Below are 26,398 nucleotides of genomic sequence, written 5' to 3'. Positions count from 1 at the left end.
ACGCGCAAGTCCGGCGCGTGCGCCGAAGCTCGAGGGAAATGCGAGCTATCTCAGTGGTTTGGTGCCGCGCGATCGGTTCCAGGCAGATTGATCCGGGCATCGCCCGGAATGCCCCAAACATCGGCGTGCATACTGACCGTCAAGCGCGTATTCCCTGACACCAGCGCCGCCTTTCGCGCCGACCGGAGTCGGTCACTGGCCGACGATTTCAGGAGGGGCCTTTGGTCTATCGCCACACCATCGACGCCACGACCTATCGCTTCGCCGACCTGCGAGACCTCCTGGCCAAAGCGACGCCGCCGCGCTCCGGGGACCGGCTGGCCGGCATTGCTGCCGAGAGCGCCGAGCAGATGATCGCGGCGCGAATGGCGCTGGCCGACGTCCCCCTCGGGCGGTTCTTGCAGGAGGCCGTCATTCCCTATGAGGCCGACGAGGTCACCCGCCTGATCATCGACAGCCATGACGCCAGGGCCTTCGCGCAGGTCTCTGCGCTGACGGTCGGAGGATTCCGCGACTGGCTGCTATCGGACGCCGCCACTCCCGAGACCTTGCGCAAGCTCGCGCCGGGCATCACGCCGGAAATGGCCGCCGCGGTGTCGAAGCTGATGCGCAACCAGGACCTGATCCTGGCAGCGCGGAAATGCGAGGTCACGACCGCCTTCCGCAACACCATCGGCCTGAAGGGGCGAATGAGCACGCGGCTGCAGCCCAACCATCCTTTCGACGACGCCAGGGGCATTACTGCCTCGATCCTCGACGGGCTGCTGCTCGGAGCCGGTGATGCCTGCATCGGCATCAATCCGGCGAGCGACGATCCGGCCGTGATCGGGCAATTGCTGCGATTGCTGGACGAGATCATCGCGCGACTGAAAATCCCGACGCAAGGCTGCGTGCTGACCCATGTCACCACGACGCTGTCGCTGATCGGGCAGGGCGTGCCCGTCGACCTCGTCTTCCAGTCGGTCGCCGGCACCGAGGCTGCCAACCGCAGCTTTGGCATCGACCTTTCGCTGCTGAAGGAGGCGCACGCAGCCGGACTGTCGCAGAAGCGCGGTACGGTCGGCGGCAACGTGATGTATTTCGAGACCGGCCAGGGCTCCGCGTTGTCGGCGGGCGCCCATCACGGCGTCGACCAGCAGACCTGCGAGTCGCGGGCCCATGCGGTGGCACGCGCTTTTGCCCCGCTGCTGGTCAACAGCGTGGTCGGCTTCATCGGCCCTGAATATCTTTACGACGGCAAGGAGATCATCCGGGCGGGGCTGGAGGATCATTTCTGCGGCAAGCTGCTCGGCCTGCCGCTTGGCATCGACATCTGCTACACCAACCATGCCGAGGCGGACCAGGACGACATGGATAATCTCCTGACGCTGCTCGCCGCGGCCGGCGTCACCTTCATCATGGCGGTGCCCGGCGCTGACGACGTCATGCTGAACTACCAGTCCACGTCCTTCCACGACGCGCTCTATGTGCGCGACGTCTTCGCTGTGGCCCGCGCGCCGGAGTTCGACGAGTGGCTGGTGCGATCAGGCATTGCCGGCGTCGACTTCCGGCTTGCGGGCGATGCGGGCCTCTTGCCCGATTTTGCCTCGCGGCTGATCGCGTGATGCGAAAACATCCGGCAAAACCCTGTCCGCCGCCGTGAACCGGGGAAACCACTGGCGCGTCTCACGAATTAGTTCGCTGCCACAATATTGAGGAATTCCGGTCGCAGCGTTACGCTATGTTTCTGGAGACCTCGTCAGTACCGTCAGCAGAACGTGGTTGGGGGAAGTTCGATGCGCGCTGAAAGCAACGGAACGAGCCGAAAGATTCTCTGCGTCTTTCCGCGTTACACCTCATCCTTCGGCACCTTCGAGCACGCTTATCCGCTGACCGATGGCGTCCGCGCCTTCATGCCGCCGCAGGGCCTGTTGCTGCTCGCGGCCTACCTGCCCAGGGAATGGCAGGTCAAATTCGTCGACGAGAACCTCCGCCGCACGAGCAAGGAGGAGTTCGAATGGGCAGAGGCCGTCTTCGTCAGCGGCATGCACATCCAGCGCCAGCAGATGAACGACATCTGCCGCCGTGCCCATGAATTCGACCTGCCGGTGGCGCTCGGCGGTCCCTCGGTCAGCGCCTGCCCGGATTATTATCCCTCGTTCGACTATCTGCATGTCGGCGAGCTCGGCGATGCCACCAATCAGCTGATCGAGATTCTTTCGCGCGATACGTCGCGCCCCGAACAGCAGGTCGTGCTCACGACCAAGGACCGCGTGCCGATGACGGAATTTCCGATCCCGGCCTATGAGCTCGCCGACGTGAAGCGCTATTTCCTCGGCAGCATCCAATATTCCAGCGGCTGTCCGTATGAGTGCGAGTTCTGCGACATTCCCGGCCTCTACGGCCGCAACCCGCGGATCAAGACGCCGCAGCAGATCATCGCCGAGCTCGACCGCCTGCGCGAATGCGGCATGACCGACACGGTCTACTTCGTCGATGACAATTTCATCGGCAACCGCAAGGCCGCGATGGACCTGTTGCCGCACCTGATCGAATGGCAAAAGAAGACCGGCTATGTGATGCGGCTCGCCTGCGAGGCGACGCTCAACATCGCCAAGCGTCCCGAGATCCTCAAGAAGATGCGCGAGGCCTATTTCATCACCATCTTCTGCGGCATCGAAACGCCGGACCCGGACGCACTGAAGGCCATGCACAAGGACCACAACATGATGGTCCCGATCCTCGAGGGCGTGCGCACCATCAATTCCTACGGGATGGAGGTGGTCTCGGGCATCATCATGGGGCTCGACACCGACAAGCCCAACACCTCCGACGCGCTGCTCTCCTTCGTCGAGGAATCACGCATTCCGCTGCTCACCATCAACCTGCTTCAGGCCCTGCCGAAGACGCCGTTGTGGGACCGCCTGGAGAGGGAAGGGCGCCTGGTCGACGATGAGGGGCGCGATTCCAACGTCGACTTCCTGCTGCCTTATGACGAGGTTGTCGCGTCCTGGAAGCACGCCATGAGCGTCGCCTACGAGCCCGAGAAGGTCTACGAGCGCTTCCAGTATCAATGCGACCACGTCTACGTGCACCGCCTCAAGATGCCGGTGCCGGACGAGATGAAGACCTGGGCCAACATCCGGCGCGGCCTCGTCATGCTGCGCAACATCTTCTGGAAGGTCGGCGTGCTCGGCGATTACAGGCGCGTGTTCTGGAAATTCGCGCTGGGGCGGATCCGCCGCGGTGACATGGAGGGCCTGATCGGCTGCACCATGATCGCGCATCATCTCATCACCTTTGCGCGGGCGGCCACCAGCGGCAAGCAGAACGCCTCGAACTATTCGATCCGCTTGCGCGAAGCTTCCGTTCCCGCCGAATGAGCGACGAGCCCGTTCCGGCACGCCCAATCATCGACCTCAAATCGTTCACGCCTGCGCGCGTTGCGCTCGGGCGCAGTGGCGCGAGCCTGCCGACCAGGCCGCTGCTCGATTTCACGCTGGCGCATGCCCGCGCCCGCGATGCCGTGCATGCCGCCTTCGACGCGCCGCGTCTGGTTGCCGAAGTGAGGCCGCTCGGCCTTGCCGCCACCGAGGTCCGGAGCCGGGCCGCCGATCGCGGCGACTATCTGCGCCGGCCGGATCTTGGACGGCGGCTCGATGCCGGCTCCGCCGCGACGCTGGAGGGGATTGCCGCCGCGCCGTGCCAGCTTGCGGTCGTCATCGGTGACGGCTTGTCGGCTGCTGCGGTCCATGCCCATGCGGCCAGGCTGCTGCAAAGCCTGCTGCCACGCCTCGCCGAAGAGGAGGCGGTCGCGATCGGCCATGTCGTCGTCGCCTCAGGCGCGCGCGTCGCCCTTGGTGACGAGATCGGCGCTATCATCGGCGCCCGCATGATCGTGATGCTGATCGGCGAGCGGCCGGGGCTATCAGCGCCCGATAGCCTCGGGGCCTATCTGACCTTCGCGCCGAAGCCCGGCCTGACCGATGCCCAGCGCAATTGCGTGTCGAACATCCACAAGGCCGGCTTGAGCTATGACGAGGCGGCCCTCAAGATCGCCTGGCTGGTCCGCGAGGGGCTGGCGCGCCAGGCCACGGGCGTGGCGCTCAAGGACGAGAGCGCCGACCGCGCCCCGCGTCGAATCGGCACGGCTGTGCCAGAATGACGGGCATTCCGGCAAAATCGCCGCATCTTGATCGATTCGGAGACCCCCGGCGTGCTTGCGAGAAGGGCGCATGACCTGCTAAACCGCTGCCGGCGATTTTCCGCGCGTTTTCAACGGGCAAGCCTCCCATTGGTATGGCGTTTTCAAGCCGTTCGCGGAGCGCAATAAGCTCTCAAGACCGAGTCGATTGAGGAACTGGACAAAGGCATGCTCGAAAAGCACCGCGAGAATGAGGTTCATGTCGACAAGGTCGAGCAGGGGCCTGCGTCCTCCATCGCCTTCGGGCTGGAGCGTCTCGGGCTGATCGCGGTCCGGGCGCCGATCGTCTCCTGCGTCATCCTGCTCGCGCTGATCGTCGCCGCCGTGTTCGGCATCGAGCGGATCAAGATCGACGATTCGCTGTCGCAGCTGTTCCGCTCCAACACCCGCGAATTCCGCCAGTACGAAGAGGTGACCAAGAAGTTCCCGGCCGAGGAGTTCGACGTCCTCGTCGTGGTCGAGGGCAAGACCCTGCTGGCGCGGAATAACCTCGAGAAGCTCCGTGACTTCGTCACCGACATGCAGCTGGTCGAGGGCACGCGCGGCCTCGTCTCGCTATTCTCGGCGCGTCAGGCGCCGGCGCCGGGCAAGCTGCCGGCGGCGCTATTCCCGGCCGAGCTGCCCGAGGGCGCGGCCTATGACCAGTTCATCGAGACCGTCAAGAACAACGAGATCATCCGCGGCAAGCTGTTGTCCGAGGACGGCACGCTCGCGCTGATCGTGCTCTCGCTCGATCCGCAGGTGGTCGCCTCCAGCAAGCTCGGCAAGGTCGTCGGCGACATCCGCGCGCTGATGAAGGAGGATCTCGGCGACACCGGGCTCAGTGTGCAGCTCTCCGGCGTTCCGGTGATGCAGCTCGAGATCCGCAACGCGGTCGAGCGCGACGGCCTCACCTATAACATCCTCGGCATTCTCGCCGGCTGCATCATCGCCATCATCTTCTTCCGCAAGATCTCGTTCATGGTAGTGGCGGCATTCCCGCCGATGATCGCGATCCTGATCGCACTTGGCGCGCTCGGTTGGGCCAATTTCAATCTGAACATGTTCCTGAACGTGATGACGCCGCTCATCATGGTGATCTCGTTCTCGGACTCGATGCAGCTCACCTTTGCCGCGCGCGACCGGCTGATCGCAGGCCAGGACAAGTTCACCGCGTTCAGGAACGCGGTGCTGGTGGTGGGCCCGGCGTGCGTGCTGACGCATGGCACCGCCGGCATTTCCTTCATCGCGCTGCAGTTCTCGGACTCCGACCTGATCCGCAAGTTCGGCGAAGCGGGCTTGGCTGCCACCATCATCGCGCTCATCACGGTGCTGTCGCTGGTGCCGGTGTTCGGCGTGCTGTTCGTGCGCAACGAGAAGATTTTTGCGGTCAAGTTCCAGAGCGCGGACGCCGGCGTGCAGGCGCTGCGCAATTTCTGCTACTGGATCGCGGTGCGCATGGTCGGCCGGCCCGGTCTGTTCAGCCTGATCGCGCTGCTGTTCGTCGGCAGCCTCGGCGTCATCTACGCCAATCTTCAGCCGCGCTACCGGCTCGCCGACCAGGTGCCGGACAAGCGCCAGGCGGTGGCCGCCAGCAACCGGTTAGATGCCAAGCTGACCGGCGCCAATCCGGTCAACGTGTTGATCACGTTCCCCAAGGGTGAATCGCTGTACTCGCCGGAGACGCTGCAAACCATCGCAGACGTGCATGCGACCGTCGAGAAGGCGGCCGGCGTCGGCAACGTCTGGTCGCTGGAGACGCTGCGCCGCTGGCTGGCGGAAAAGGCCGGCAGCAGCGACGTTGCGACGCTGAAGGAATACGTGGGCGTCATCCCCGAGCATCTGGTGCGGCGCTTCATCGATGCCGAGCAGGACGCGGTGGTCGTGGCCGGCCGCGTGCCGGACAAGGATTCCAGCCAGCTTCTGCCGATCGTCGACAAGCTCGATTCCGAGCTCGACGTCGTCCGCAAGAAGCATCCCGGCTACGAGGTTGCCGTCACCGGTCTTGCCGCCATCGCCGCGCGCAACTCGGCCGGCATGATCGAGAAGCTGAACCGCGGACTCACCGTCGAATTCGCGCTGGTCGCGATCTTCATCGGCCTTGCCTTCCGCTCCTGGGTCGTGATGTTGGCCTGCATCCTGCCGGGCATCTTCCCGGTGGTGATGTCGGGAACGGTGCTGTGGGCGATGGGCGAGGGGCTGCAATTCGCCAGCGTCGTCGCGCTCACCGTCTCGTTCGGCCTCGGCTTGTCCGCGACAATCCACTTCCTCAATCGTCTGCGATTGGAGAGCAAGCCCGGCGTCGGCTCGGCGCTCGCAGTGGAGCGCGCGACCGTGCTGGTTGGACCTGCGCTGATCCTGACCACGGTGGTGCTGGCCTGCGGCCTCGTCGTCACGGTCTTCTCGGACCTGCCGTCGCTGCGGCTGTTCGGCTGGCTCAGCGCCTTCTCGATGGTGGCGGCACTGGTCGCCGACCTCTTCATCCTGCGGCCGACGGCGATGTGGCTGATCAACCTGCACGCCAGGCTGCACGGCGCCGACAAGCCGGCGATCTGAGCGGGACGACTAATTCCCGTCAGCAAAAAGCCCCGGCTCGAGAAGAGCCGGGGCTTTGTTGCTTTCGAGGTAGAGTGGGCAATCAGCCCTTCGTCATCGTGATGTTCACGCCGCGGATCTCGCCCTTGGACGAGATCTGCACCGTCTGCTTGGAGCCGTTGGTGCGCAGCGACAAATTGGCGGCAAAGCCGTTGGCCTCGACGAACACTTCAATCTGGCCGCCGCCGGCGGTGCCCTGCAAATTGCCGAAGATGTTGCGGTTGGACTCGCTCCAATTGCCGGAGATCCGCTCGCCCTGGCTGGTCACGTCGCTGGTGAGGTCGAATTTGTAGCTGTCGGAGGCGCAGTGCAGCGCCTGCTTGAGATTGAGGCCGGTGCCGGCGACCTTGTAGTCCGCCTTGCAGCGGATGCGCTCGGTCGAGCCGTCGGACAGCGACACCGTGCCGGTGCCGGTCCAGGCGCCGTCGAAGCCGGCGAACGGCCCGGACGACTGAGCGTGGCTTGTCGCAACAGAGAAGAGCAGCGCTGCAGCAATGCCGGCTGCCTTGATTGCCAGTTCAGATCGCCCAATGAATTTCATCATCAATATCCCGTTTTGGAACCACGGCTGCTTCATCGCAAGCCGTCTCGCCACATCGAAGGTTTAGTGTTGCCAGCCTGTGTCTGGTTCAAGTTCTGTGCCGCATAAGCCTGGTTGCCCGCGATGTCAGGCTCGCGAAGCGGTCTTGCTGCGGTCCGGCCCGAATTCCCTCCATTTCCCTATGTTCCCGGGCCAATTGGCCGGCTGGACAGATGCAGCTCTGCAACAGGTATGCAGTAAAACACCGCGTGCCGGAATTATAACGTAGTATCAAGCTCTTACATCTGCCAATGAAGGCCGAGGGAAGACCTGATTTGGTGGGCGCGGCGCCAATTTGGCCGCATTTACCAGCGCTTGTGCCTCCTCCGGTGCCGCACGCTTCCAGCGGCAACTTGCCATCAGAACAATCGGTTCCGGCTCTTCGCCCTGTGCTGTCCGGGATTGGTGCGATTCTGCCGTCAGAATGAAGGAATACAATGCGTAAGCTTCTCGTCGCTCTCACCGTGCTGTCGGCCACCCTGTCCACGGCTGCATTCGCCCAGCAGGGCGGCCGCGGTACCGAAGCCGAGCAGAAGGCCTGCACGCGCGACGTGCAGAAGTTCTGCCGTCCGGTTATCGATCAGGGCGATTTCACCATCCTGGCCTGCCTCAAGGAGAACCGGGCCAAGATCTCGCAGGCCTGCGACCAGGTCCTGAAGGATCATAACCAGTAAGATCGGCCACTGGCCCACAAGGGCGGCCGTGGGGCCGCCTTTTTTCGGGCCGGATCCGCAAAGGGCTGCCATCGCGCGACAGGATTGGTTTTGCGGCCGTATTCCCCTATATGGGGGCCGCGGCGGCGTCGCCGGCATGAGCCCGCGCGAACGCAAAAGCCCTTTCTGTCCAAACGATTGTTGATCAGCCCTCGATGACCTCTGCGAGCGAATTGCGATCCGGCAAGGGTGACCGCGACGAGAATTTTCCCGTCGCGTCCTGGATCATTCATCCCAGTCATCGCGCCCTGATCCTGGCCTATTACAATTTCGTCCGGACCGCCGACGACATCGCCGACCACGGAAGCTTGCCGGCGGACGAGAAGCTTCGCTATCTCGACCTGCTCGAGGCGGAACTGCTCGGCAAGGGCGAGTCCCAGGCCGAGGCCGTCACCTTGCGGCGCGCGCTCGCCGAGCGCGGCATGGCGCCGCGCCACGCGCTCGACGTGCTGATCGCGTTCCGCATGGACGTGACCAAGCTGCGCTACGAGACCTGGGACGAGGTCATCCACTATTGCCGTTATTCGGCGATGCCGGTCGGCCGCTTCATGCTCGACGTCCATGGCGAGAGCACCTCGACCTGGGCGGCGTCGGATGCGCTGTGTGCGGGCCTGCAGATCAACAACCATCTGCAGGATTGCGGCAAGGATTATCGCGAGCTCAATCGCGTCTACCTGCCGCGCGACGCGCTGGCAGCACACGGTGCCTCGGTCGAGCAGCTCGGCCTCGCGCAGTCGCCGCCGGCGATGTTGGCCTGCCTGCAGTCGCTTGCCGTGCGCAACGAAGCGCTGCTGGGCGAGGGCAGGCCGCTGGCTGCCGAGATCCGGGATCTCCGCCTCGGCGTCGACGTCGCCGTGATCCAGGCCTATGCCGACCGCATCGTGCGTCTGTTGAAGGTGCGCGATCCCCTGCGCGAGCGCGTGCATCTGAACAAGTTCGAACTGCTCACCTTCAGCCTTGCCGGCATCGCCGGTGAGCTCGGCCGCCGTGCGATCGGCCGCAAGACCATCACCAATCCGGGGACTGCCCATGACGCTTGAGGCGACCGCGCCCGGCGCCAATTATGGCTCGTCCGCATCGAACAGCTCCTTCTACGCTGCGATGCGCATCCTGCCCCGCGACCAGCGCGAGGCGATGTTCCAGATCTACAGCTTCTGCCGCCAGGTCGACGACATCGCCGATTCCGACGGCCCGCGCGATCAGCGGCTCGCCGCGCTGCAGGAATGGCGCAACGACATCGACGCGCTCTACCAGGGCAATCCGCCGCCGCGGCTGAAGGACTACGTCGCCTCGGTGAAAACCTTCGGCCTGAAGCGCGAGGATTTCCTTGCCATCGTCGACGGCATGGAGATGGACGTGCCGCAGGACATCCGCGCGCCCGACATGGCGACGCTGGATCTGTACTGCGACCGGGTTGCCAGCGCCGTAGGGCGGCTGTCGGTACGCGTGTTCGGCCTGCCGGAAGAGGACGGCATCCTGCTCGCCCATCATCTCGGCCGCGCGCTCCAGCTCACCAACATCCTGCGCGACATCGACGAGGACGCGGGCCTCGGCCGGCTCTATCTGCCGCGCGAGGCGCTGCTGCATGCCGGCATCACCTCCGACGATCCGAACCGCGTCATCGCCGAGCGCGCGCTGCCGAAGGTCTGCATGCCGCTGACGCAGCGCGCGAAGGCGCATTTCGAGAAGTCGGACGAGATCATGAACCGCAACAAGCGTCGCGCGGTGCGCGCGCCGCGGATCATGTCGAAATACTACCATTCCATCCTGGACCTCCTGATCGCGCGCGGCTTCAACGCGCCGCGCGAACCGGTGCGTGTGTCGAAGGTCACACGCATTTTGATCCTGCTCCGCTACGCTTTCATCTGATGCAAAACACAGCTCACATCATCGGCGCTGGAATTTCCGGCCTCTCCGCCGCTGTGCGGCTCGCCAATGCCGGCTACAAGGTCGCCGTGCACGAGGCGACGCACCAGGCCGGCGGCCGCTGCCGCTCCTATTTCGACGGTGCCACCAATCTCACCATCGACAACGGCAATCATCTGCTGCTGTCCGGCAACAGCCACGCCCGCGCCTATGCGCGCGCGATCGGTACCGAGGCGGGCCTGGTCGGGCCTGAGACCGCGCAGTTTCCCTTCGTCGACATCAAGACGGGCCAGCGCTGGCAAATCGATCTCGGCAACAGCCGGCTGCCGACCTGGGTGTTCGACGAGGGCCGCCGTGTGCCCGATACGGGTCTCACCGATTATCTCAAGCTGGCGCCGCTGATCTGGGCGTCGGAGCAGACGTTGGTCGGCAAGTCGATTCCGTGCGAAGGCACGCTCTACCATCGCCTGGTGCAGCCGCTGCTGCTCGCGGCCCTCAATGTCGATCCGCCCGAAGGCTCGGCCGGGCTTGCCGGCGCGATCGTGCGCGAGACGCTGCTGGCGGGCGGGCAGGCCTGCCGTCCGCTGATCGCCCGCGACGGCCTCAGCGCGGTGCTGATCGAGCCCGCCGTGAAATTCCTCACAGAGCGGGGCCACACCGTTCAGCTCGGCCATGAGCTGCGCGGCTTCGTCACCACCGATGGCAAGGTCAGCGCGCTGAATTTCGGCGGCGAGGATGTGGTCCGGCTGGCTGCGGGCGACGTGGTCGTGATGGCGGTGCCGCCGCGCGCCGCGACGAGCCTGCTGCCGGGCCTGACCGCGCCGACCGAATTCCGCGCCATCGTCAATGCGCATTTCCGCTTTGAGCCGCCGCCGGGATCAGCGCCGATCCTGGGCGTGATCGGCGGCGTCGTGGAATGGCTGTTCGCGTTCCCGAACCGGCTCTCCGTCACCATCAGCAATGGCGACCGTCTCGTCGACATGCCGCGCGAGGAGCTCGCACAGACGATCTGGAACGACGTCTGCGCGGCCGGCGGGGTCTCCGGCGAGCTGCCCCCTTGGCAGATCGTGCGCGAGCGGCGTGCCACATTTGCGGCAACGCCGGCCCAGAATGCCCTGCGTCCGGGGCCGGTCACGTCGTTGAAAAACCTGTTTCTCGCTGGTGACTGGACTGCTACGGGATTGCCTGCAACGATCGAGGGATCGGTCCGGTCGGGTGATCGCGCCGCCGATCTGGTGCTGGCCGCCAAAAAATCTTGAAAAGCGGGCCTGATGCAATGTCCAGCTCACTTTCAAATCGACGCCAGGAGCAATCGAGCGACATGGATTCCGTGAACGCGACCAGCCGCGAAGCTTTGGAATCGAGCATTGCGTCAGCGACGCAAGGCGTGCTCGGCTTCCAGCAAGCCGACGGCCATTGGGTGTTCGAGCTCGAGGCCGACTGCACCATTCCGGCCGAATACATCCTGCTGCGCCATTATCTCGCCGAGCCGGTCGACGTAGCGCTCGAGGCCAAGATCGGCAACTATCTGCGCCGGGTCCAGGGCGCCCATGGCGGCTGGCCGCTGGTGCATGACGGCGAGTTCGACATGAGCGCCAGCGTGAAGGCCTATTTCGCGCTGAAGATGATCGGCGATTCCGTGGACGCGCCGCACATGGTGCGCGCGCGCGAGGCGATCCACGCCCGCGGCGGCGCGATTCACAGCAACGTCTTCACCCGCTTCCTGCTCGCGACATTCGGCGTCGTGACCTGGCGCGCGGTGCCGGTGTTGCCGATCGAGATCATGCTGCTGCCGTTCTGGTCGCCGTTCCATCTCAACAAGATCTCCTATTGGGCGCGCACCACCATGGTGCCGCTGATGGTGATCGCGGCGCTGAAGCCGCGGGCGAGGAATCCCAAAGGCGTCGGCATCGACGAACTGTTCCTGCAGGATCCGCGCTCGATCGGCATGACCGCGAAGGCGCCGCATCAGAGCATGGCCTGGTTCCTGCTGTTCCGTTCGCTGGATGCGATTCTGCGTGTCCTCGAGCCGATGTTTCCGAAGAGCTTGCGCAAGCGTGCGATCGATGCCGCGCTCGCCTTCACCGAGGAGCGGCTCAATGGCGAGGACGGCATGGGCGCGATCTATCCGCCGATGGCCAACATCGTCATGATGTACGACGCGCTCGGCAAGGACGAGAATTTCCCGCCGCGTGCGATCACGCGCCGCGGCATCGACAAGCTGCTGGTGATCAAGGGCGAGGAGGCCTATTGCCAGCCTTGCGTCTCGCCGGTGTGGGACACGACGCTGACGGCGCATGCGCTGCTGGAAGCGGGCGGCGACAAGGCGGTGCCTGCGGCCAAGCAGGGCCTCGACTGGCTGATCCCGAGGCAAGAGCTTCAGGTGAAGGGCGATTGGGCCGTGAAGCGCCCCGACGCGCGTCCGGGCGGCTGGGCGTTCCAGTACAACAATGCGCATTATCCCGATCTCGACGACACCGCCGTGGTGGTGATGTCGATGGACCGCATGCGCAGGGAGCACGGTACCACCGGCTACGATGCCGCGATCGACCGCGGCCGGGAGTGGATCGAGGGCATGCAGAGCGACGACGGCGGCTGGGCCGCCTTCGACGTCAACAACCTCGAATATTACCTGAACAACATCCCGTTCTCGGATCATGGCGCGCTGCTCGATCCGCCGACCGAGGACGTCACGGCGCGCTGCATCTCGATGCTCGGCCAGCTCGGCGAGACCGAGAGGACCAGCAAGCACGTCGCCGCCGGCGTCGCCTATTTGCGCAAGACCCAGCACCCCGAGGGGTCCTGGTATGGCCGCTGGGGCATGAACTTCATCTATGGAACCTGGTCGGTTCTGTGTGCTCTCAACATGGCCGGTGTCCGTCACGACGACCCTATGATGCGAAAGGCCGCCGCCTGGCTGGCCTCGATCCAGAACAAGGACGGCGGCTGGGGCGAGGACGCCGTCAGCTACCGGCTGGACTACCGGGGATGGGAACCTGCCCCCTCCACCGCCTCGCAAACGGCATGGGCCTTGCTTGCCTTGATGGCTGCTGGCGAGGTTGATCACCCGGCCGTCGCCCGCGGGGTGGAGTACCTGATTGCAACACAAAACGAAAAAGGACTGTGGGACGAGCAGCGCTACACCGCCACAGGCTTCCCCCGCGTGTTCTATCTACGGTATCATGGTTACCCGAAGTTCTTTCCGCTGTGGGCGCTGGCGCGATATCGGAACTTGCGGAACACCAACAGCAGGGTGGTAGGGGTCGGAATGTGACTTTGGGGACGGGGGACTATGTTACCGCGGGCAATGCCATTGATCCGCGGCCGATCTTGATCGTGACTGGACTTGTTCAGGAGGCCCGCATTGCCGCCGGCCCCGGGATGGCGGTCATTTGCTCGTCCAGCAGCCCGACGCAGTTGCGCGCGCTGCTGACGGTGGTTGATCCCCAGACGATTCGCGGCGTGATCTCGTTCGGCGTGGCCGGCGGGCTCGACCCGAGCTTGCGCTCCGGCGACGTCGTGGTGGCTTCCGAGGTGCTCTCGGGCGATGCCCGCTGGGCCGCCGGCCTGTCGCTCAGCGAGGACCTCATCGACAAGCTGACCTCCGGCCGCCGCCGGGTGGTGCGTGGCAGCCTCGCCGGTGCCGAGGAAGTGGTCACCGGCTCATCCTGCAAGGCGGCGCTGCATTCCGAGACCGGCGCCTTCGCCGTCGACATGGAGAGCCACATCGCCGCCGCCTATGCCGCCGAGGCCGGCCTGCCCTTCGCCGCGGTCCGCGTCATCAGCGACCCCGCCCACCGCGCGCTGCCGGCGCTCGCCCGCGCCGCCATCAAGCCCAATGGCCAGATCGACCTTGCTGCGGTCTTCCGCGGCATCGTCCGCAATCCGGCAACGCTCCATGCCCTGGTCTCCACAGGCCTCGACTTCAACCGCGCGCTGCGCTCGCTTCGCGGCTGCCGCGATTTCCTGATCGGCACGGAGCTGGTCGACAGCGAGGCGCTGGTGGCGGAGACGATCTGAGCGGTTTGTTCGAACCGAGAACACAGAAAAGGCCCGGTCGAGCGACCGGGCCTATTTGTTGGTGCCGTGGGCCGGGTGGAGCGCGCGTCGCGAAGTGTGCGCGTCGCGATCGGCTCACAAGGCCGACATCGCTGCTTCGAGAATATCGAGCGCGCGTAGCCCGGATGAAGCGAAAGCGAAATCCGGGATTGTGCCATAGGCGACGTCGGCCCCGGATTACGCTGCGCTCCATCCGGGCTACGGAAGAAGGAAGGGGCCTACAACCCCGACATCGCTGCTTCGAGAATATCGAGAGCCTGGTCGAGCTCGTCCCGCGAGATCGTCAGCGGCGGGCATAGCGTGACCACGTTGCCGCCGCCGAGCTTGAAACTGAGACCTGCTTCCAGGCAGCGATACAACAGGCGCTCCGCGCGCGCGTTGGCATGAAGCTCGTCGCGGCGGCCGATCTCGACGCCGAGATAGAGGCCTGCGCCGCGCACCTCTGATATCAGGTTGTACCGCTCTGCCATCGATCGCAGCCGTTCGAGCGCGTGTGCGCCGAGCACGCGCGCCGTGGTGAGCAGCTGCTCGTCCTCGATCACATCGAGCGTGGCGAGCGCCGCAGCGCAGCCGACCGGGCTCTTCTCGTGGGTGTAGTGGCCGAGCGCGCCGTCGGGCACCACGTCGAGATCGGCCCGCGCCACGATCGCCGCCATCGGCATGATGCCGCCGCCGAGACCCTTGCCGAGCACCAGAATGTCGGGTGTGGTATCAGTCTGCTCGCAGACGAACATGGTCCCGGTGCGGCCGAGGCAGCTCGGCACCTCGTCGAAGATCAGGAGCGCCCCGTGCCGGTCGCAGCTCGCGCGCACGCGTGGCCAGAAGCCTGATGGGGGCAGCTCGACCGTGGTCCAGCGCATCGGCTCGGCGATCACGGCCGCGACGTCGCCCTGCACCTCGAGGATATAATCGATGTAGTCGGCGAGGCGCTCATGCGCGCGGCCGTCCTGTCCGAAGAAGCGCGCGGCGAGGCCCGGCGGCGGCACATGCTCCGTGCCCGGCAGCAGCGGGCCGGCGCCGCGCCGGAACAGCGCTTCGCCGCCGATCGAGACCGCGTCGAGATTGGCGCCGTGGAATGCATCCCACATCGACAGGGTCTTGTGTCGCCCCGTCGCATAGCGGGCAAGCTTCAGGGCGATGCCGATGGCGGCTGAGCCGCTGGGAGCCAGCAGCACTTTCTCGAGTGAACCGGGCGCCAGCTCGGCGAGGCGCCGGGCGAGGTCGATGGCGGATCTGTTGGTATAGCGGCGCGGGCAGAAGGGCAGGGTATCGAGTTGCGACTTGATGGCCGCCACGACGCGAGGATGACCGTAGCCGACCTGATGCACGCTGTTGCCGTGGAAATCGAGGATGCGCCGGCCCTGGAGATCGACGATGTGGCTGCCTTCGGCGCCAGTCGCCACGTTCAGGCACGGCGTCGACAGCGACTGTCGCAGGAACCAGCGCTCATCCTCGTCGAGCCATTGCTTTGTCTGCGCGTCGAGATGGCGCTGCTGGAATGCAAGTCGCTCCGCCGATAGATTGACGTCGCCCTCGGCGGCGCTCATGTCGGACGTGCTCATGTCGGGCAAGCTCATGGCCGCTCTCCGCGGGCCAGCCGGCCCTCGATCGCTGCGATGACAGGGATGATGTCGGCGACGCCGTCGATCACGTAATGGGCGCCGGCGTCCGTCAGCCGCTCGATTGCGGCCGCGCGCCGCGCGGCGAAGGCTTGCGGCGGCAACGCCGCCGTGTCGGCCAGCGACAAGCCGAACTCGTTGCCGGTGACGGCAACGCCGACGGTCCAGCAGCCGCCGTTGAGGCCTTCCTTGATCCCGACCCCGGTGTCGTCGACCTTGACGCAGCTCCAGGCCGGCCAGACCGCGAGCTCCAGGAAGGCCTTGTAGAGCATGAACGGCGCCGGCCGGCCATCGGGCGTGTCGCCGGTGCAAACGATGCTGTCGGGCGCATAGCCTTGCGCGGCCGCGACCGGAATGACCTCGGCCATGATCTCGCGCGTGTAGCCGGTACTGGAGCCGATCTTCAGGCCGCGGCGCCGCAGGTGAGCGACAGCCTCAGCCACGCCCGGGATCGGGTCGGCGTAGCGGGCGGCGACCTCGACATTCATCGGCACGAACACCTGATAGAGCGCATCGATGTCCGCTTCGGTCGGCTCGTGTCCATGCTTGTCGCGCCAGGCGGCGGTGATCCTCGGCAGGCGCATGAGGGCGGCGATGTGCGGGCGCTTGGCCATGCCCATAGGCCCGCGTGCCTCGTCGACGGTGATGGTCACGCCGAAGCGCGCGAATGCCTCGACGAACACGCCCATCGGGGCCAGCGAGCCGTGGTCCACCGTCGTGCCGGCCCAGTCGAACACCACGGCCCTGACGTGCTCGAACGTATCGCTCATGCCGCTCGGCTCCCGGATGTCAGTTCGTCAATGACTTCCTCGGCGATCGCAAACGAGGTGCTGGCGCCGGTGCCGCTGGTGATCATGACGAGGCGCACGGTTTGAGATGGGCGATCGATCAGCATCAGCCGGTCGGACGCCGAAGCGTAAGTGCCGATCCAGCGCTCGCGGATGACGGCTGTTGGCCAGGCCAGGACCTGGCGGAATTCGTCCATGATCAACTCGTCCACCGCTTCAGGACCGAACGGGTCCGGCGTCGCGTCATAGTGATGGGAATCCCCGACGACGAGCGAGCCATCCTCGCTCTGCACGGCGATCAGATGCACACCGTTGGCCAGATGCTCGCCCTGCTCGGATTCAAGTCGCTGCTTCAGCGCGGCCGCCTCCGGCAGTTCGGCGTAGCCGAGATAGCGCACGAGGCCGAGGTCCGACATCACGGCCGCGTTGAAGCGCGGCGTCGTGCTCACTGAAGCGACCCGCAACATGTGCAGCTTGCAGCGGACGAGGCCGTACGCGCCGATGCGTTCCGGATAGAGGCTCAGGAAATCGTCGCCGGGGCAGACCACACAGAGCCGGGCCCGGACCGGCCCGCGCGTGGTGTCGATGTCAGGCGGGGCGACCTCCCTGGCCAGCGTCTGATACAGGAAGGTGACGCCGTGCACCTCGGCGAGCCACTTCGCCAGCGCCGGCACGGCAATGCGCGACTCCACCCGCAAATCGTGCGGGCTCGCCAGCACGGCTTGCAGATCGTCGGTGCGCAGCATCGGGAAGCGGCGGCCCGCCTCAAGCGGGCTCAGAAGCTCGCAACCTTCGCCCATCTCGGTGGCGCGGAACGCCTCGAGCACCGCCGCGGCTTCCGGCCGTCGCACCGCGACCGCAAGCCCGGCATGCTCGATCCTGATGCCCGCGGCCGCGGCCACTTCGGCCCAGACCTGCCGCGACCGCATCGCCCGCTGCCAGCACTGGCCGCGTTGCTGCCCGGTGACGGTGACGAAGCCGAAATTGCGGATCGAGGCACCGTTCGCCCTAGCGTCGCGCTCGATGACCACGACCCGCAGGCCCCGGCGCACGCCCGCAAGCGCGTGGGCCAGACCACAGATGCCGCCGCCGATCACGGCCAGATCGAATTCGTCCCCGGACACGCTCACCGTTTTCTCCACATCTGCGCGCGCGCAAGATAGCCCTGCGTGAGTAACATATAGATGGCGCGTGTGACGGCCGCTGTGGCGAACACCACCATGGCCATGGCTGCCGCCGGGGCCACGTCGCCCGCGTCATCCATGTTGAGCACGGCGATGGCCGCAAGCGTCGTGTGCGGCGCGTAGATGAAGACCACCGCTGATACGGTCGTCATCGCGTTCACGAACAGGTACATGGCGATATCAAGCACGGCCGGCAGGCAGACCGGCAAGGTCACGCGCATGAAGGTACGCCAGAACGGCACCTTGAGCGATGCCGAAACGGTCTCGAACTCCTGGTCGATCTGCTTGAGCGCCGTCACCGCGGTCAGGTGCGAGACCGAGTAGAAATGCGAGATGGTGCAGATGACGAGGATGGCCATCGTGCCGTAGATGAAGTTCAGCGGATTGGCCGGGTTGTTGAAGAAGAAGATGTAGCCGAGGCCAAGCACCAGCCCGGGAACGGCCAAGGGAAGCAGCGCGAGAAACTGCACGAAGCCTCTGATAGCGCGAAAGCGCGGGGTCTTCTCGACCAGATAGGCGCCGGTAAAGATCACCGCGGTCCCGAACAGCGCGGTGAGGCCGGCCATGACTAGCGAGTTGAAATAGCTGCGCCAGCCGCCGCCATCCATCATGTCGAAGTCGAAGTTCTTCAAGCTGGGCGTCAGATTGTAGGGCCAGAGCGTCGCGATCGAGGCGAAGAAGGACACGCCGAGAATGACCAGGATCGCGAACGCGATCAGCGAGCAGATCGCCAGCATGGCGCGATCGATCGTGGTGTCGGGCTTGGGCGCGTAAGGCACGGCGCGCGCGGAGAGCAGCGCCAATTGGCGCCGCTGCATCAGCTGGTCGACGACGAAGGCCAGCGCCGCCGGCAACAGCAGGATCAGGCCGACCACCGCGCCCATCTGGAAATTCTGCTGCCCGACCACCTGCTTGTAGATGTCGGTCGCGAGCACGTTGAACTTGCCGCCGATGACCTTGGGCACGCCGAAATCGGTGATGACAAGAGTAAAGACGACGAAGACCGCGCTGATCAGTCCGTAGCGTGCGCCAGGAATGGTCACCGTCCAGAAGGTGCGGTGCGAACTTGCCCGCAACGCTTCCGCGGCCTCGTACAGACGCGCGTCCGAAATCGCCAGCGCCGTGGTGATGATGATGAGCGCGTGCGGGAAGGTCCAGAACACCTCGCCCATGACGATGCCGATCGGGCCGTAGATCGATGCGCCGAACAGCATCCATTTGACGAGGCCCTGGTTGCCGAACAGGTAGACGAGGCTGATCGCGGGCAGCAGCGAGGGCGCGAGTATCGGGATTTGCGCGATGATGCGGAACAGTCCGCGCCCTGGCATGCAGGTGCGGGTCAGCCCATAGGCGTAGACGAAGGCGAGCAGAACGCAGATGAACGTGCTCAGCAGCGAGACCCAGATCGAGTGCCAGATCGAATTGGCCAGCGCTGGACTGGCGAAATAGGCCTGGAAATTGGCGAGGCCGACGAAGCTGCCATCAGCCGCCTGGAAGCTCTTGGACAGCAGCGCCCAGAGCGGCAATAGCACGGTGACGATCAACCAGAGACCGAGCGCGACCACTGCGCCGCGCATGATCCAGTCGTCGCGCCCGAGCTTCTGCCGCAGCGGTGCGATCGCAGCGGCACGGTCCGGCAGACTCAGCGTCTCGGTCGTCATCGCTGCTGTCCCGTGTCTAGGCCGGCGCGGAGCGCGGTTGGGCAAATACGCGCAACCGCTGCGGCGGCAGTGCGACCTCGATGGTCGCGCCCGAGGAAATGCCGAGGTCGCGCACGGCGTTGATGGAAAAGTCCGCCGAGAAATTCAGGTTGGTGCCGCTCGCATGCAGGGTCGTCGCGAAATGATTGCCGATGAATTCCATCACGCCGACCTGGACCGAGAGGCGATTGTCCGCATGCTCGCCGATGTCGCGCACCACCACGTCCTCCGGCCGAAGGCAGACCGTGACGGCCGCGCCCTCGGCGAGCGGCACTTCCTCGCCGAAATCGAGCACGGCCCCGCTGACATCAGCGCGCTTGCTGGTGACGAGGCGTCCTTCCAGAAAGTTCATCTTGCCGACGAAGTCGGCGACGAAAGCCGTCGCGGGGCGGCCGTAGATCTCGTCGGGCGTGCCGACCTGCTCGATCCTGCCATGGCTCATCACCACGATCCGGTCGGACATGGTGAGCGCCTCCTCCTGATCGTGGGTCACCATGATCGTCGTCAGCTTGAGGCGTTGCTGCAGGTCGCGGATCTCGCCGCGCAGGCGCGCCCGGACGCGGGCATCGAGGGCGGACAGCGGTTCGTCCAGCAGCAGCAGGCCGGGCGATAGCGCCAGCGCGCGGGCGAGCGCGACGCGCTGCTGCTGTCCGCCCGAGAGCTGCGCCGGATATTTGCCGGCCTGCTCGGGCAGGCCGACGAGTTCGAGCAGCTCCTTGACCCGTTTGTCGATCGCGATGCGCGGCGTGCCTGCGGAGACAAGGCCGTAGGCGACGTTGTCCTTGATCGTCAGGTTCGGGAACAGCGCGTAGGACTGAAACACGATGCCGAAATCGCGCTTGGCCACCGGCAATGTCGAGATATCTAGTCCGCCTTGATGGATCGACCCCGTGGTCTGCACGTCGAGGCCGGAGATGGCGCGGAGCAGCGTTGTCTTGCCGCAGCCGGACGGCCCGAGGAATGAGACGAACTCGCCCGGCATGATGTCGAGATCGACGGCGTCGAGTGCGGTGAACGCGCCGAACTTTTTCGAGAGGTTGCGGATGCGGAGATAGGGCACCGTCGCTGGCGTGCTGTCCATTGGTCTGTCCCGCAATGACCGGCGGTGCCCATGCACCGCCGGGTTCGTCGCCCCGGAAATCCTCGGCTCAGATCCCTCAGTTCGGACTCTTCAATTCAGGTGCTTCAATTCTTGGGCTCTGACTTGCCGTCGTAGCGCTTGCTCCACTCCGCCAGGATCTTGTCGCGGTTCTCCGCGGCCCAGGCGAAGTCGTTCTTGATCAGCATCTTGTCGACATCACCCTGGACGAACTCCAGGGAGCTTGCGATGCCCGGCAACGCGACGATGGCGAAGTTCTCGGCGTAGAGCTTGTTGGCCTCCGGCGTCACCGCCCAGTCGGCCAGCTTCTTCGCCGCATCCACCTCCTTGGTCGTCTTCATGATGCCGATCGCCTCCATGTCCCAGCCGAGGCCTTCCTTGGGCAGGACGATGCTGATCGGCGCGCCGCCCTTCTTGGTCTTGTTGGCGCGATATTCGAACGAGAGGCCGATCGCGTACTCGCCGGCGGCGGCCTGCCGGCACGGCTTGGAGCCGGAATGGGTGTAGGCCGCGATGTTCTTGTGCAGCTCGTCCATGTACTTCCAGCCGCCGTCCCAGCCGAACATCTGAAGCCAGGCGGAGACCATCAGAAACCCGGTCCCCGACGAGGCCGGGTTCGGCATGGCGATCTGTCCCTGGTAGACCGGCTTGGTCAGATCGGCCCAGGACGCAGGCTCGGGCAGGTTCTTCTTGCCTGCTTCCACGGTGTTGACGCAGAAGGCGGATGCCCAGACGTCCATGCCCACCCATTCCGGCGTAGCGTCTGGATCACGCATCTTGGCGTCGACCTTGTCGAGACCGACAGGCGCGTAAGGCATCAGCATGCCTTCCTTCTGCAGCAGCATCAGCGAGGTTGCGGCAAGACCCATGACCACATCGGCCTTGGGGTTTGCCTTCTCCGCAAGGAGTTTCGCGGTGATGATGCCGGTGGAGTCGCGAACCCAGAGGATGTTGATGCCGGGATTGGCCTTCTCGAAGGCGGCCTTGTAGGGCTTGATCTGGTCGGCCTCCAAGGCCGTGTAAACGGTGAGGTCTGCCGCGCGAGCTGTCGTGGCGAGGCAGAACATGGCGGCGATCGACGCAACAGCGCATCGCAGACCGGTTGTCGTGCACAGGTTCATGTCGGGCTCCATCGATGTTGGCCAGGGGCCGGCGCCGTCAGGGCAGGGAACCCGGTATTGTTAGATGACATTCCCGTGACGTGCATGTCGGATTTTGTGCACGGCGCGCCTCGATTGCTGTGTCTCTGCACATCTTGAGTGCAGTATCGCTCAAGTGCACTGCAACTTCGGCACCGGGGAAGCGGTCACGTGGCACCGCCGGGGCCGGGCCCTGGTCGAGGGATAGGCCATCTCATCGCAACTCGGTTCGCTCGCGCGAGGCCTCCAGCCGCAACCATTTGCTCACGCGTGTCACGCTGCGGCGAACCTTATGGGCAGACGGGAATACGATGTAATATCCGAGGGCGTCGGAAAAATCGGCGTCGAGCAGCTTGACGAGCTGGCCGCGCGCAAGAGCCGCGGAAGCGAGGGATGCGCGCGCCATCGCGATGCCTTGCGCGTCGATGGCGGCTTCGACGATGACGCCACTATCGTCGTACTGAATGGCGTCGGTCAGGTCGAGTTGGTGGCCGGTCTGGCGGGCGTAGCGGGCCCAGTACCGGTAGACCGGGTCCTCGATGATGGGATAGCTCGCGATCTCCGGCAGACTCTTCGGCATTGCCCGCGCTTGAAAGAGCCGTGGACTACAGACCGCAATCATATGGTCCTTCATCAGCAGATCGGCATGAAGGCCGGGCCATTCGCCGTCGCCGTGGCGGATCGCCATGTCGACGTTCTCGACTTCGAAATCCACATAGTGCCGGGTGACATTCAGCGCCAACTGGATGTCCTTGACCTCCTGGTGAAACTTGGGGAGGCGTTTGACGAGCCATAGATGCGTGAATGACGGCGACACGCTGAGACAGATCTGCTCGATCCTCTTGCTCCGCTGCGTCGTCCTGGCTTTGGACGTTGCCGTATCGATGCGCTCGAGCGCCTTGCTGATGGCTTCGAAATATGTCTTGCCGATGTCGGTCAACACGACCGTCGCGGTGCCGCGCTTGAACAGGGCGGTGCCGATGAAGCTTTCCAGGTTTCGTATCTGCTGGCTGACTGCACTCTGGGTGATGTGGAGTTCGTCGGCCGCCAGGGTGAAGCTTCTCCTGCGTGCTGCGGCTTCGAAATAGCGCAATGCATTGAGGGGAGGCAGGTCCGCGAAGGTCATGCCTTGGTTTTTCTAATGCGTATTAGAAATTGTCAATTGCCACGACGCAACTAATTCACCAAAGGTGTCACGCAGGATCGATGCGGACCCGTCAGTGGCGTCCGGGACGATTTGAAGACCAGCGTGATGGGGCATCGCCGCTCGATGAGGATACAGCCGTTCGGGTTAGCCTTCATCGCCTTCCGGTTCTCGCGCAACAGCTACTTTCACGTGGCGTTCAGCGTCTTGTATTTCCAGAGCCTGGGCTTCTCACTCGCAACGGCTCTCTCGTTGGAAAGCTTCTACTACATCGCCAAGGCGGGTTGCGAAGTCCCGTGCGGCGTGTTTGCGGATAGCGTCGGCCGGAAGCTCACGCTCGTTCTCGGCTCGCTGGTGGCTGGGTCCTGCTATCTCGGTCTCGGGCGGTGCGACCAATATTGGCAGATGATGCTGTTCGAGGCCGGACTCGGCCTGTCGATGTCGATGGCATCAGGCACGGACTCCGCTCTGGTGTATGACGAGTACAAGGCGCTCGCGAAGACGGGAGAATATGAGTGCGTCGAATCGATCGGATGGGGCATGCGCAACATCGCGCGGGGCGTTGCCTCGGCCTTCGGATCGGTCTTTGCGACCTGGTACACGATGGGCAGCACCTTCATTCTCACATCCATCGCGATCTTCATGTCCGCGCCGGTTGCGGCCATCTTCCTGAAAGAGGGAGGCCGTCGAAAGACGGCGCTCGGAGCCGTCGTCGCATCGGCAGCTTCGCTGGTCCGGCGCAACGCCGGGTATCGCCGCGTCCTTCTCCAATTTGCGATCATCACGATCGGGGTCAAGGCCGGCTTCTGGGCCTTTCAGCCCTTCTCGGATCTGCATCATCTGCCGCTGGAATGGATCGGCACGTGCTTCACCGCGCTGCTGTTCATATCGCTGGTCGCCTCGTTTTTCGTCGAGCGGATCTGCCGCGTCTTTGGCTTGCTGCACACGCAGACGGCGCTGATCGTGGCAGCCTTCGCCATCATGAGCCTGTCCTTTGCCTCCGAAGGCAAGGTCGGCATCGTCATCGTTTCCATAGGGCTTGCGCTTCACGCGATCGCGCAGGGTATCTCCGATCCGATCATGCGTATCCTGATCAATCGGTATGCCGACTCGGATAGCCGCGCGACGGCCATGTCGGTTGCGTCCATGGCGGGAGACGGATCGTTCTCGCTGGTCGCCCCTCTGTTCGGATATCTGATCGACAAGCAGGGCGGCGCGGCCGCCAGCCTTGCGATTGTGGCCGTGACGTTGTGTTCGCTCTATCCCGACCTGATCAAACTGCATCAAGCCGGCATGAAAAAGCAAACAGTCCATAAGCGGGGGTAGGGTGCTGCGACGAGCTGCTGCTCTGATAGGGACAGGGCAGCATGCCATCATGCCGGTGTTTTGCCCGACGGGTCAAGTTAATTTCGCCAAATACGAAATTGATGGCCTCGGATCACCCTCCTCTACTGTGCATGGGGTTGTTTTCCATTTTTCTGGAAGAGTGAGCAAAACAAAAGGCCCGATCGCGATGGCGACCGGGCCTTTTTCGTTCGTATCGGCTGTTGCGCTTACGCCGCCGTCGAAGCCTTCCGCGCCGCCTTCGCGGCTGCGGCTTCAGCCTCGTCCTTGCGGATCTCGGACAACTTCTTCTGGACCTGCTCGGAGAAGATGTACTGCGCCGGGCGCTGCTTCGACAGGTCGATCTCCGGCGCCATCGGGCCGGTGGTCTTGATGCCGCGCAGCGACACCCACATCGCCTTCAGCGGGTTGTTGAGGGCTGCGGTTGCCGCCGTCGGCTCGTAGCCGCAATGGGCCATACAGTCGGCGCACTTCTCGTAACGACCGGTGCCGTAGCTGTCCCAGTCGGTGGTCTCCATCAGCTCCTTGAAGGTCTTGGCGTAGCCTTCACCGAGCAAATAGCAGGGCTTCTGCCAGCCGAAGATGTTGCGCGCGGGCATGCCCCACGGCGTGCACTCATATTCCTGGTTGCCGGCGAGGAAGTCGAGGAACAGGCCGGAATGCATGAAGTTCCACTTCTTGCCCTTGCCCATCGCGAAGACGTCGCGGAACAGCTTCTTGGTCTTGGTGCGGTTGAGGAAGTGCTCCTGGTCCGGCGCGCGCTCATAGGCGTAGCCGGGCGACATCGAGACGCCGACGCCGAGCTCGACGGTGAGGTCGAGGAATTTTGCGATCTCCTCGGCCGGATGGCCGTCGAAGATGGTGGCGTTGACGTTGACGGTGAAGCCGCGCGCCTTGGCCGCCTTGATCGCGGAGACGGCGCGGTCGAACACGCCAACTTGCGATACTGCCTTGTCATGGTGCTCACGCAGGCCGTCGAGATGCACCGAGAAGAACAGGTAGGGCGAGGGCTCGAACAGGTCGAGCTTCTTCTCCAGCAGCAGCGCGTTGGTGCAGAGCGAGACAAACTTCTTGCGCGCGACGAGGCCGCGCACGATCTCGCCGATCTCCTTGTGGATCAGCGGCTCGCCGCCGGGAATGGCGACCATCGGCGCGCCGCACTCGTCGGCAGCGTCCCAGCACTCCTGGGCGGTCATGCGGCGGTTCAGGATCGCATCCGGATAGTCGATCTTGCCACAGCCGACGCAGGCGAGGTTGCAGCGGAACAGCGGCTCGAGCATCAGCACGAGCGGATAGCGTTTGCGGCCAAGCAGTTTCTGCTTGAGCAAATAGCCGCCGATACGCATTTCCTTGAAGAAGGGGATTGCCATTACACGTTTCTTTCTGGGCTTGAAATTCGGGTAGGTCAGCTTGCAGCCAGCTCGGCCGGAAGCCTGAATTCGATGTTTTCCTCGCGGCCGGGAAGTACCGAGACCGTCACCGGTCCGATCCGCCGCAGCGCTTCGATCACGTCATCCACCAGCACCTCGGGCGCCGAGGCGCCGGCCGTGAGGCCGACGGACCTCGCACCTTTCAACCACTCCGGGTTGAGCTCGCTTCCATCGGCGATCAGATAACTCGCGACGCCGGCCTCCGTGCCGATCTCGCGAAGCCGGTTCGAATTCGAGCTATTGGCAGCGCCCACCACCAAGATCACGTCGACCAGCTTGCTCAAGTCCCTTACCGCAGATTGGCGGTTCTGTGTCGCATAGCAGATATCCCGGATGTCAGGGCCTTGAATATCTGTAAATTTGGCCTGAAGGGCCTCGATGATGCCCTTGGTGTCGTCGACCGACAGGGTGGTCTGGGTGATGTAGGCCACTGGCGTATCGGCAGGCAGAGCGAGGGCCTTGGCTTCCTCGACGCTCTGGACCAGCAGAACCGGGCCGGGGACCTGGCCCATCGTGCCCTCGACCTCGGGATGGCCGGCATGGCCGATCAGGATCAGGGTACGGCCCTTGGTGATGTAGCGCTTCCCCTGATTGTGAACTTTCGTGACCAGGGGGCAGGTGGCATTCAGCACCGGCAGGTCGCGGGCGGCAGCCTCCTCCTCGACGCTGCGGGCGACGCCATGGGCACTGAAAACGGTCACGGCCTTCGGCGGAACTTCAGACAGCTCCTCGACGAAGATGGCGCCCTTGGCCTTCAGGCTCTCGACCACGTATTTGTTATGCACGATCTCGTGGCGCACGTAAACCGGCGGGCCGTATTTCTCCAGCGCCCGCTCTACGATCTCGATCGCGCGCACCACACCGGCGCAAAAGCCGCGCGGCTGCGCTAGATAAACTTCCATTGGACGCCCATCACGCAAGTTGCACCAATCCGCTTCATTGTACCTGGCGGCACCCCGATATGGACCCATGCTGC

At 64.6% G+C, this 26,398-nt stretch carries 21 protein-coding genes; 11 read left to right on the top strand and 10 right to left on the bottom strand.

Annotated elements, in window-relative coordinates:
* Nucleotides 1–221 precede the first annotated feature (221 nt).
* The 4 genes from ACNJX9_RS27730 (at nucleotide 222) to ACNJX9_RS27715 (ending at nucleotide 6,718) form a co-directional block, all read left to right on the top strand.
* Entirely contained in the window at nucleotides 222–1,604 is a 1,383-nt protein-coding gene (locus ACNJX9_RS27730; RefSeq protein ID WP_439405187.1) for an ethanolamine ammonia-lyase subunit EutB, read from the top strand.
* A 171-nt stretch (nucleotides 1,605–1,775) separates the two neighbouring features.
* On the top strand, nucleotides 1,776–3,362 hold the full coding sequence (locus ACNJX9_RS27725; protein WP_057752982.1) for a B12-binding domain-containing radical SAM protein: 1,587 nt from the start codon (nucleotides 1,776–1,778) through the stop codon (nucleotides 3,360–3,362).
* On the top strand, nucleotides 3,359–4,144 hold the full coding sequence (gene eutC / locus ACNJX9_RS27720; protein WP_439405186.1) for an ethanolamine ammonia-lyase subunit EutC: 786 nt from the start codon (nucleotides 3,359–3,361) through the stop codon (nucleotides 4,142–4,144). Before ACNJX9_RS27725 ends, eutC begins: the two co-directional genes overlap by 4 nt.
* Nucleotides 4,145–4,351: 207 nt before the next feature.
* Nucleotides 4,352–6,718: an efflux RND transporter permease subunit gene (locus tag ACNJX9_RS27715; RefSeq protein ID WP_439405185.1), complete on the top strand. Its 2,367-nt coding sequence runs from the start codon at nucleotides 4,352–4,354 to the stop codon at nucleotides 6,716–6,718.
* An 82-nt stretch (nucleotides 6,719–6,800) separates the two neighbouring features.
* Here ACNJX9_RS27715 and ACNJX9_RS27710 read toward each other — a convergent pair whose 3' ends face one another.
* Nucleotides 6,801–7,298, bottom strand: a complete 498-nt coding sequence (locus ACNJX9_RS27710) for a hypothetical protein (RefSeq protein ID WP_057753102.1) — start codon at nucleotides 7,296–7,298, stop codon at nucleotides 6,801–6,803.
* A 476-nt stretch (nucleotides 7,299–7,774) separates the two neighbouring features.
* On the opposite strand from ACNJX9_RS27710, the gene ACNJX9_RS27705 reads away from it, so the two are divergent.
* From ACNJX9_RS27705 to ACNJX9_RS27680, 6 genes are all read left to right on the top strand, one after another.
* Nucleotides 7,775–8,011 (top strand): hypothetical protein, encoded by a 237-nt coding sequence (locus ACNJX9_RS27705; RefSeq protein ID WP_057752985.1) that lies wholly within the window; start codon nucleotides 7,775–7,777, stop codon nucleotides 8,009–8,011.
* A gap of 194 nt (nucleotides 8,012–8,205) precedes the next feature.
* The gene (gene hpnC / locus ACNJX9_RS27700) at nucleotides 8,206–9,090 is read left to right on the top strand and encodes a squalene synthase HpnC (RefSeq protein ID WP_057752986.1); all 885 of its coding nucleotides are present in this window, start codon (nucleotides 8,206–8,208) and stop codon (nucleotides 9,088–9,090) included.
* Complete coding sequence (gene hpnD, locus ACNJX9_RS27695) at nucleotides 9,080–9,919, top strand: presqualene diphosphate synthase HpnD (RefSeq protein WP_439405183.1); 840 nt, start codon at nucleotides 9,080–9,082, stop codon at nucleotides 9,917–9,919. The genes hpnC and hpnD overlap by 11 nt, the downstream gene beginning before the upstream one ends.
* A complete protein-coding gene (gene hpnE, locus ACNJX9_RS27690) occupies nucleotides 9,919–11,175 on the top strand; it encodes a hydroxysqualene dehydroxylase HpnE (protein ID WP_439405182.1) in 1,257 nt (418 codons plus the stop codon). The genes hpnD and hpnE overlap by 1 nt, the downstream gene beginning before the upstream one ends.
* A 62-nt stretch (nucleotides 11,176–11,237) precedes the next feature.
* On the top strand, nucleotides 11,238–13,190 hold the full coding sequence (shc, locus tag ACNJX9_RS27685) for a squalene--hopene cyclase (protein WP_439405180.1): 1,953 nt from the start codon (nucleotides 11,238–11,240) through the stop codon (nucleotides 13,188–13,190).
* Nucleotides 13,187–13,936, top strand: coding sequence for a phosphorylase (locus ACNJX9_RS27680; protein WP_057752990.1), 750 nt, complete (start codon nucleotides 13,187–13,189; stop codon nucleotides 13,934–13,936). Before shc ends, ACNJX9_RS27680 begins: the two co-directional genes overlap by 4 nt.
* A gap of 257 nt (nucleotides 13,937–14,193) precedes the next feature.
* Here the strand turns inward: ACNJX9_RS27680 and pbfA are convergent, their stop codons facing one another.
* The 7 genes from pbfA to ACNJX9_RS27645 form a co-directional block, all read right to left on the bottom strand.
* Complete coding sequence (gene pbfA, locus ACNJX9_RS27675; protein ID WP_439405178.1) at nucleotides 14,194–15,552, bottom strand: (R)-1-hydroxy-2-aminoethylphosphonate ammonia-lyase; 1,359 nt, start codon at nucleotides 15,550–15,552, stop codon at nucleotides 14,194–14,196.
* Nucleotides 15,549–16,364 (bottom strand): phosphonoacetaldehyde hydrolase, encoded by an 816-nt coding sequence (gene phnX, locus ACNJX9_RS27670; protein WP_439405176.1) that lies wholly within the window; start codon nucleotides 16,362–16,364, stop codon nucleotides 15,549–15,551. The genes pbfA and phnX overlap by 4 nt, the downstream gene beginning before the upstream one ends.
* Nucleotides 16,361–17,512, bottom strand: coding sequence for a TIGR03364 family FAD-dependent oxidoreductase (locus ACNJX9_RS27665; protein ID WP_439405174.1), 1,152 nt, complete (start codon nucleotides 17,510–17,512; stop codon nucleotides 16,361–16,363). Before ACNJX9_RS27665 ends, phnX begins: the two co-directional genes overlap by 4 nt.
* A complete protein-coding gene (locus tag ACNJX9_RS27660) occupies nucleotides 17,509–19,227 on the bottom strand; it encodes a putative 2-aminoethylphosphonate ABC transporter permease subunit (protein ID WP_439405173.1) in 1,719 nt (572 codons plus the stop codon). Before ACNJX9_RS27660 ends, ACNJX9_RS27665 begins: the two co-directional genes overlap by 4 nt.
* Nucleotides 19,228–19,243: 16 nt before the next feature.
* Nucleotides 19,244–20,347, bottom strand: coding sequence for a putative 2-aminoethylphosphonate ABC transporter ATP-binding protein (locus tag ACNJX9_RS27655; RefSeq protein ID WP_439405172.1), 1,104 nt, complete (start codon nucleotides 20,345–20,347; stop codon nucleotides 19,244–19,246).
* Nucleotides 20,348–20,451: 104 nt separating this feature from the next.
* Nucleotides 20,452–21,432, bottom strand: coding sequence for a putative 2-aminoethylphosphonate ABC transporter substrate-binding protein (locus ACNJX9_RS27650; RefSeq protein WP_439410141.1), 981 nt, complete (start codon nucleotides 21,430–21,432; stop codon nucleotides 20,452–20,454).
* A gap of 286 nt (nucleotides 21,433–21,718) precedes the next feature.
* Nucleotides 21,719–22,630, bottom strand: a complete 912-nt coding sequence (locus tag ACNJX9_RS27645; RefSeq protein WP_439405171.1) for a LysR substrate-binding domain-containing protein — start codon at nucleotides 22,628–22,630, stop codon at nucleotides 21,719–21,721.
* A gap of 126 nt (nucleotides 22,631–22,756) precedes the next feature.
* Here ACNJX9_RS27645 and ACNJX9_RS27640 point away from each other — a divergent pair, with 126 nt between their 5' ends.
* On the top strand, nucleotides 22,757–23,974 hold the full coding sequence (locus tag ACNJX9_RS27640) for an MFS transporter (RefSeq protein ID WP_439410140.1): 1,218 nt from the start codon (nucleotides 22,757–22,759) through the stop codon (nucleotides 23,972–23,974).
* Between the two features lie 227 nt (nucleotides 23,975–24,201).
* Here ACNJX9_RS27640 and hpnH read toward each other — a convergent pair whose 3' ends face one another.
* Both hpnH and ispH read right to left on the bottom strand, forming a co-directional pair.
* Nucleotides 24,202–25,362, bottom strand: coding sequence for an adenosyl-hopene transferase HpnH (gene hpnH / locus ACNJX9_RS27635; protein WP_439405170.1), 1,161 nt, complete (start codon nucleotides 25,360–25,362; stop codon nucleotides 24,202–24,204).
* Nucleotides 25,363–25,397: 35 nt separating this feature from the next.
* Nucleotides 25,398–26,324, bottom strand: a complete 927-nt coding sequence (gene ispH / locus ACNJX9_RS27630) for a 4-hydroxy-3-methylbut-2-enyl diphosphate reductase (protein ID WP_439405168.1) — start codon at nucleotides 26,322–26,324, stop codon at nucleotides 25,398–25,400.
* Between the last annotated feature and the right edge of the window lie 74 nt (nucleotides 26,325–26,398).

The organism is Bradyrhizobium sp. BLXBL-03 (assembly GCF_051853015.1).
Taxonomy (GTDB): Bacteria; Pseudomonadota; Alphaproteobacteria; order Rhizobiales; family Xanthobacteraceae; genus Bradyrhizobium; species Bradyrhizobium manausense.
This window is presented reverse-complemented; position numbering and strand designations above follow the sequence as displayed.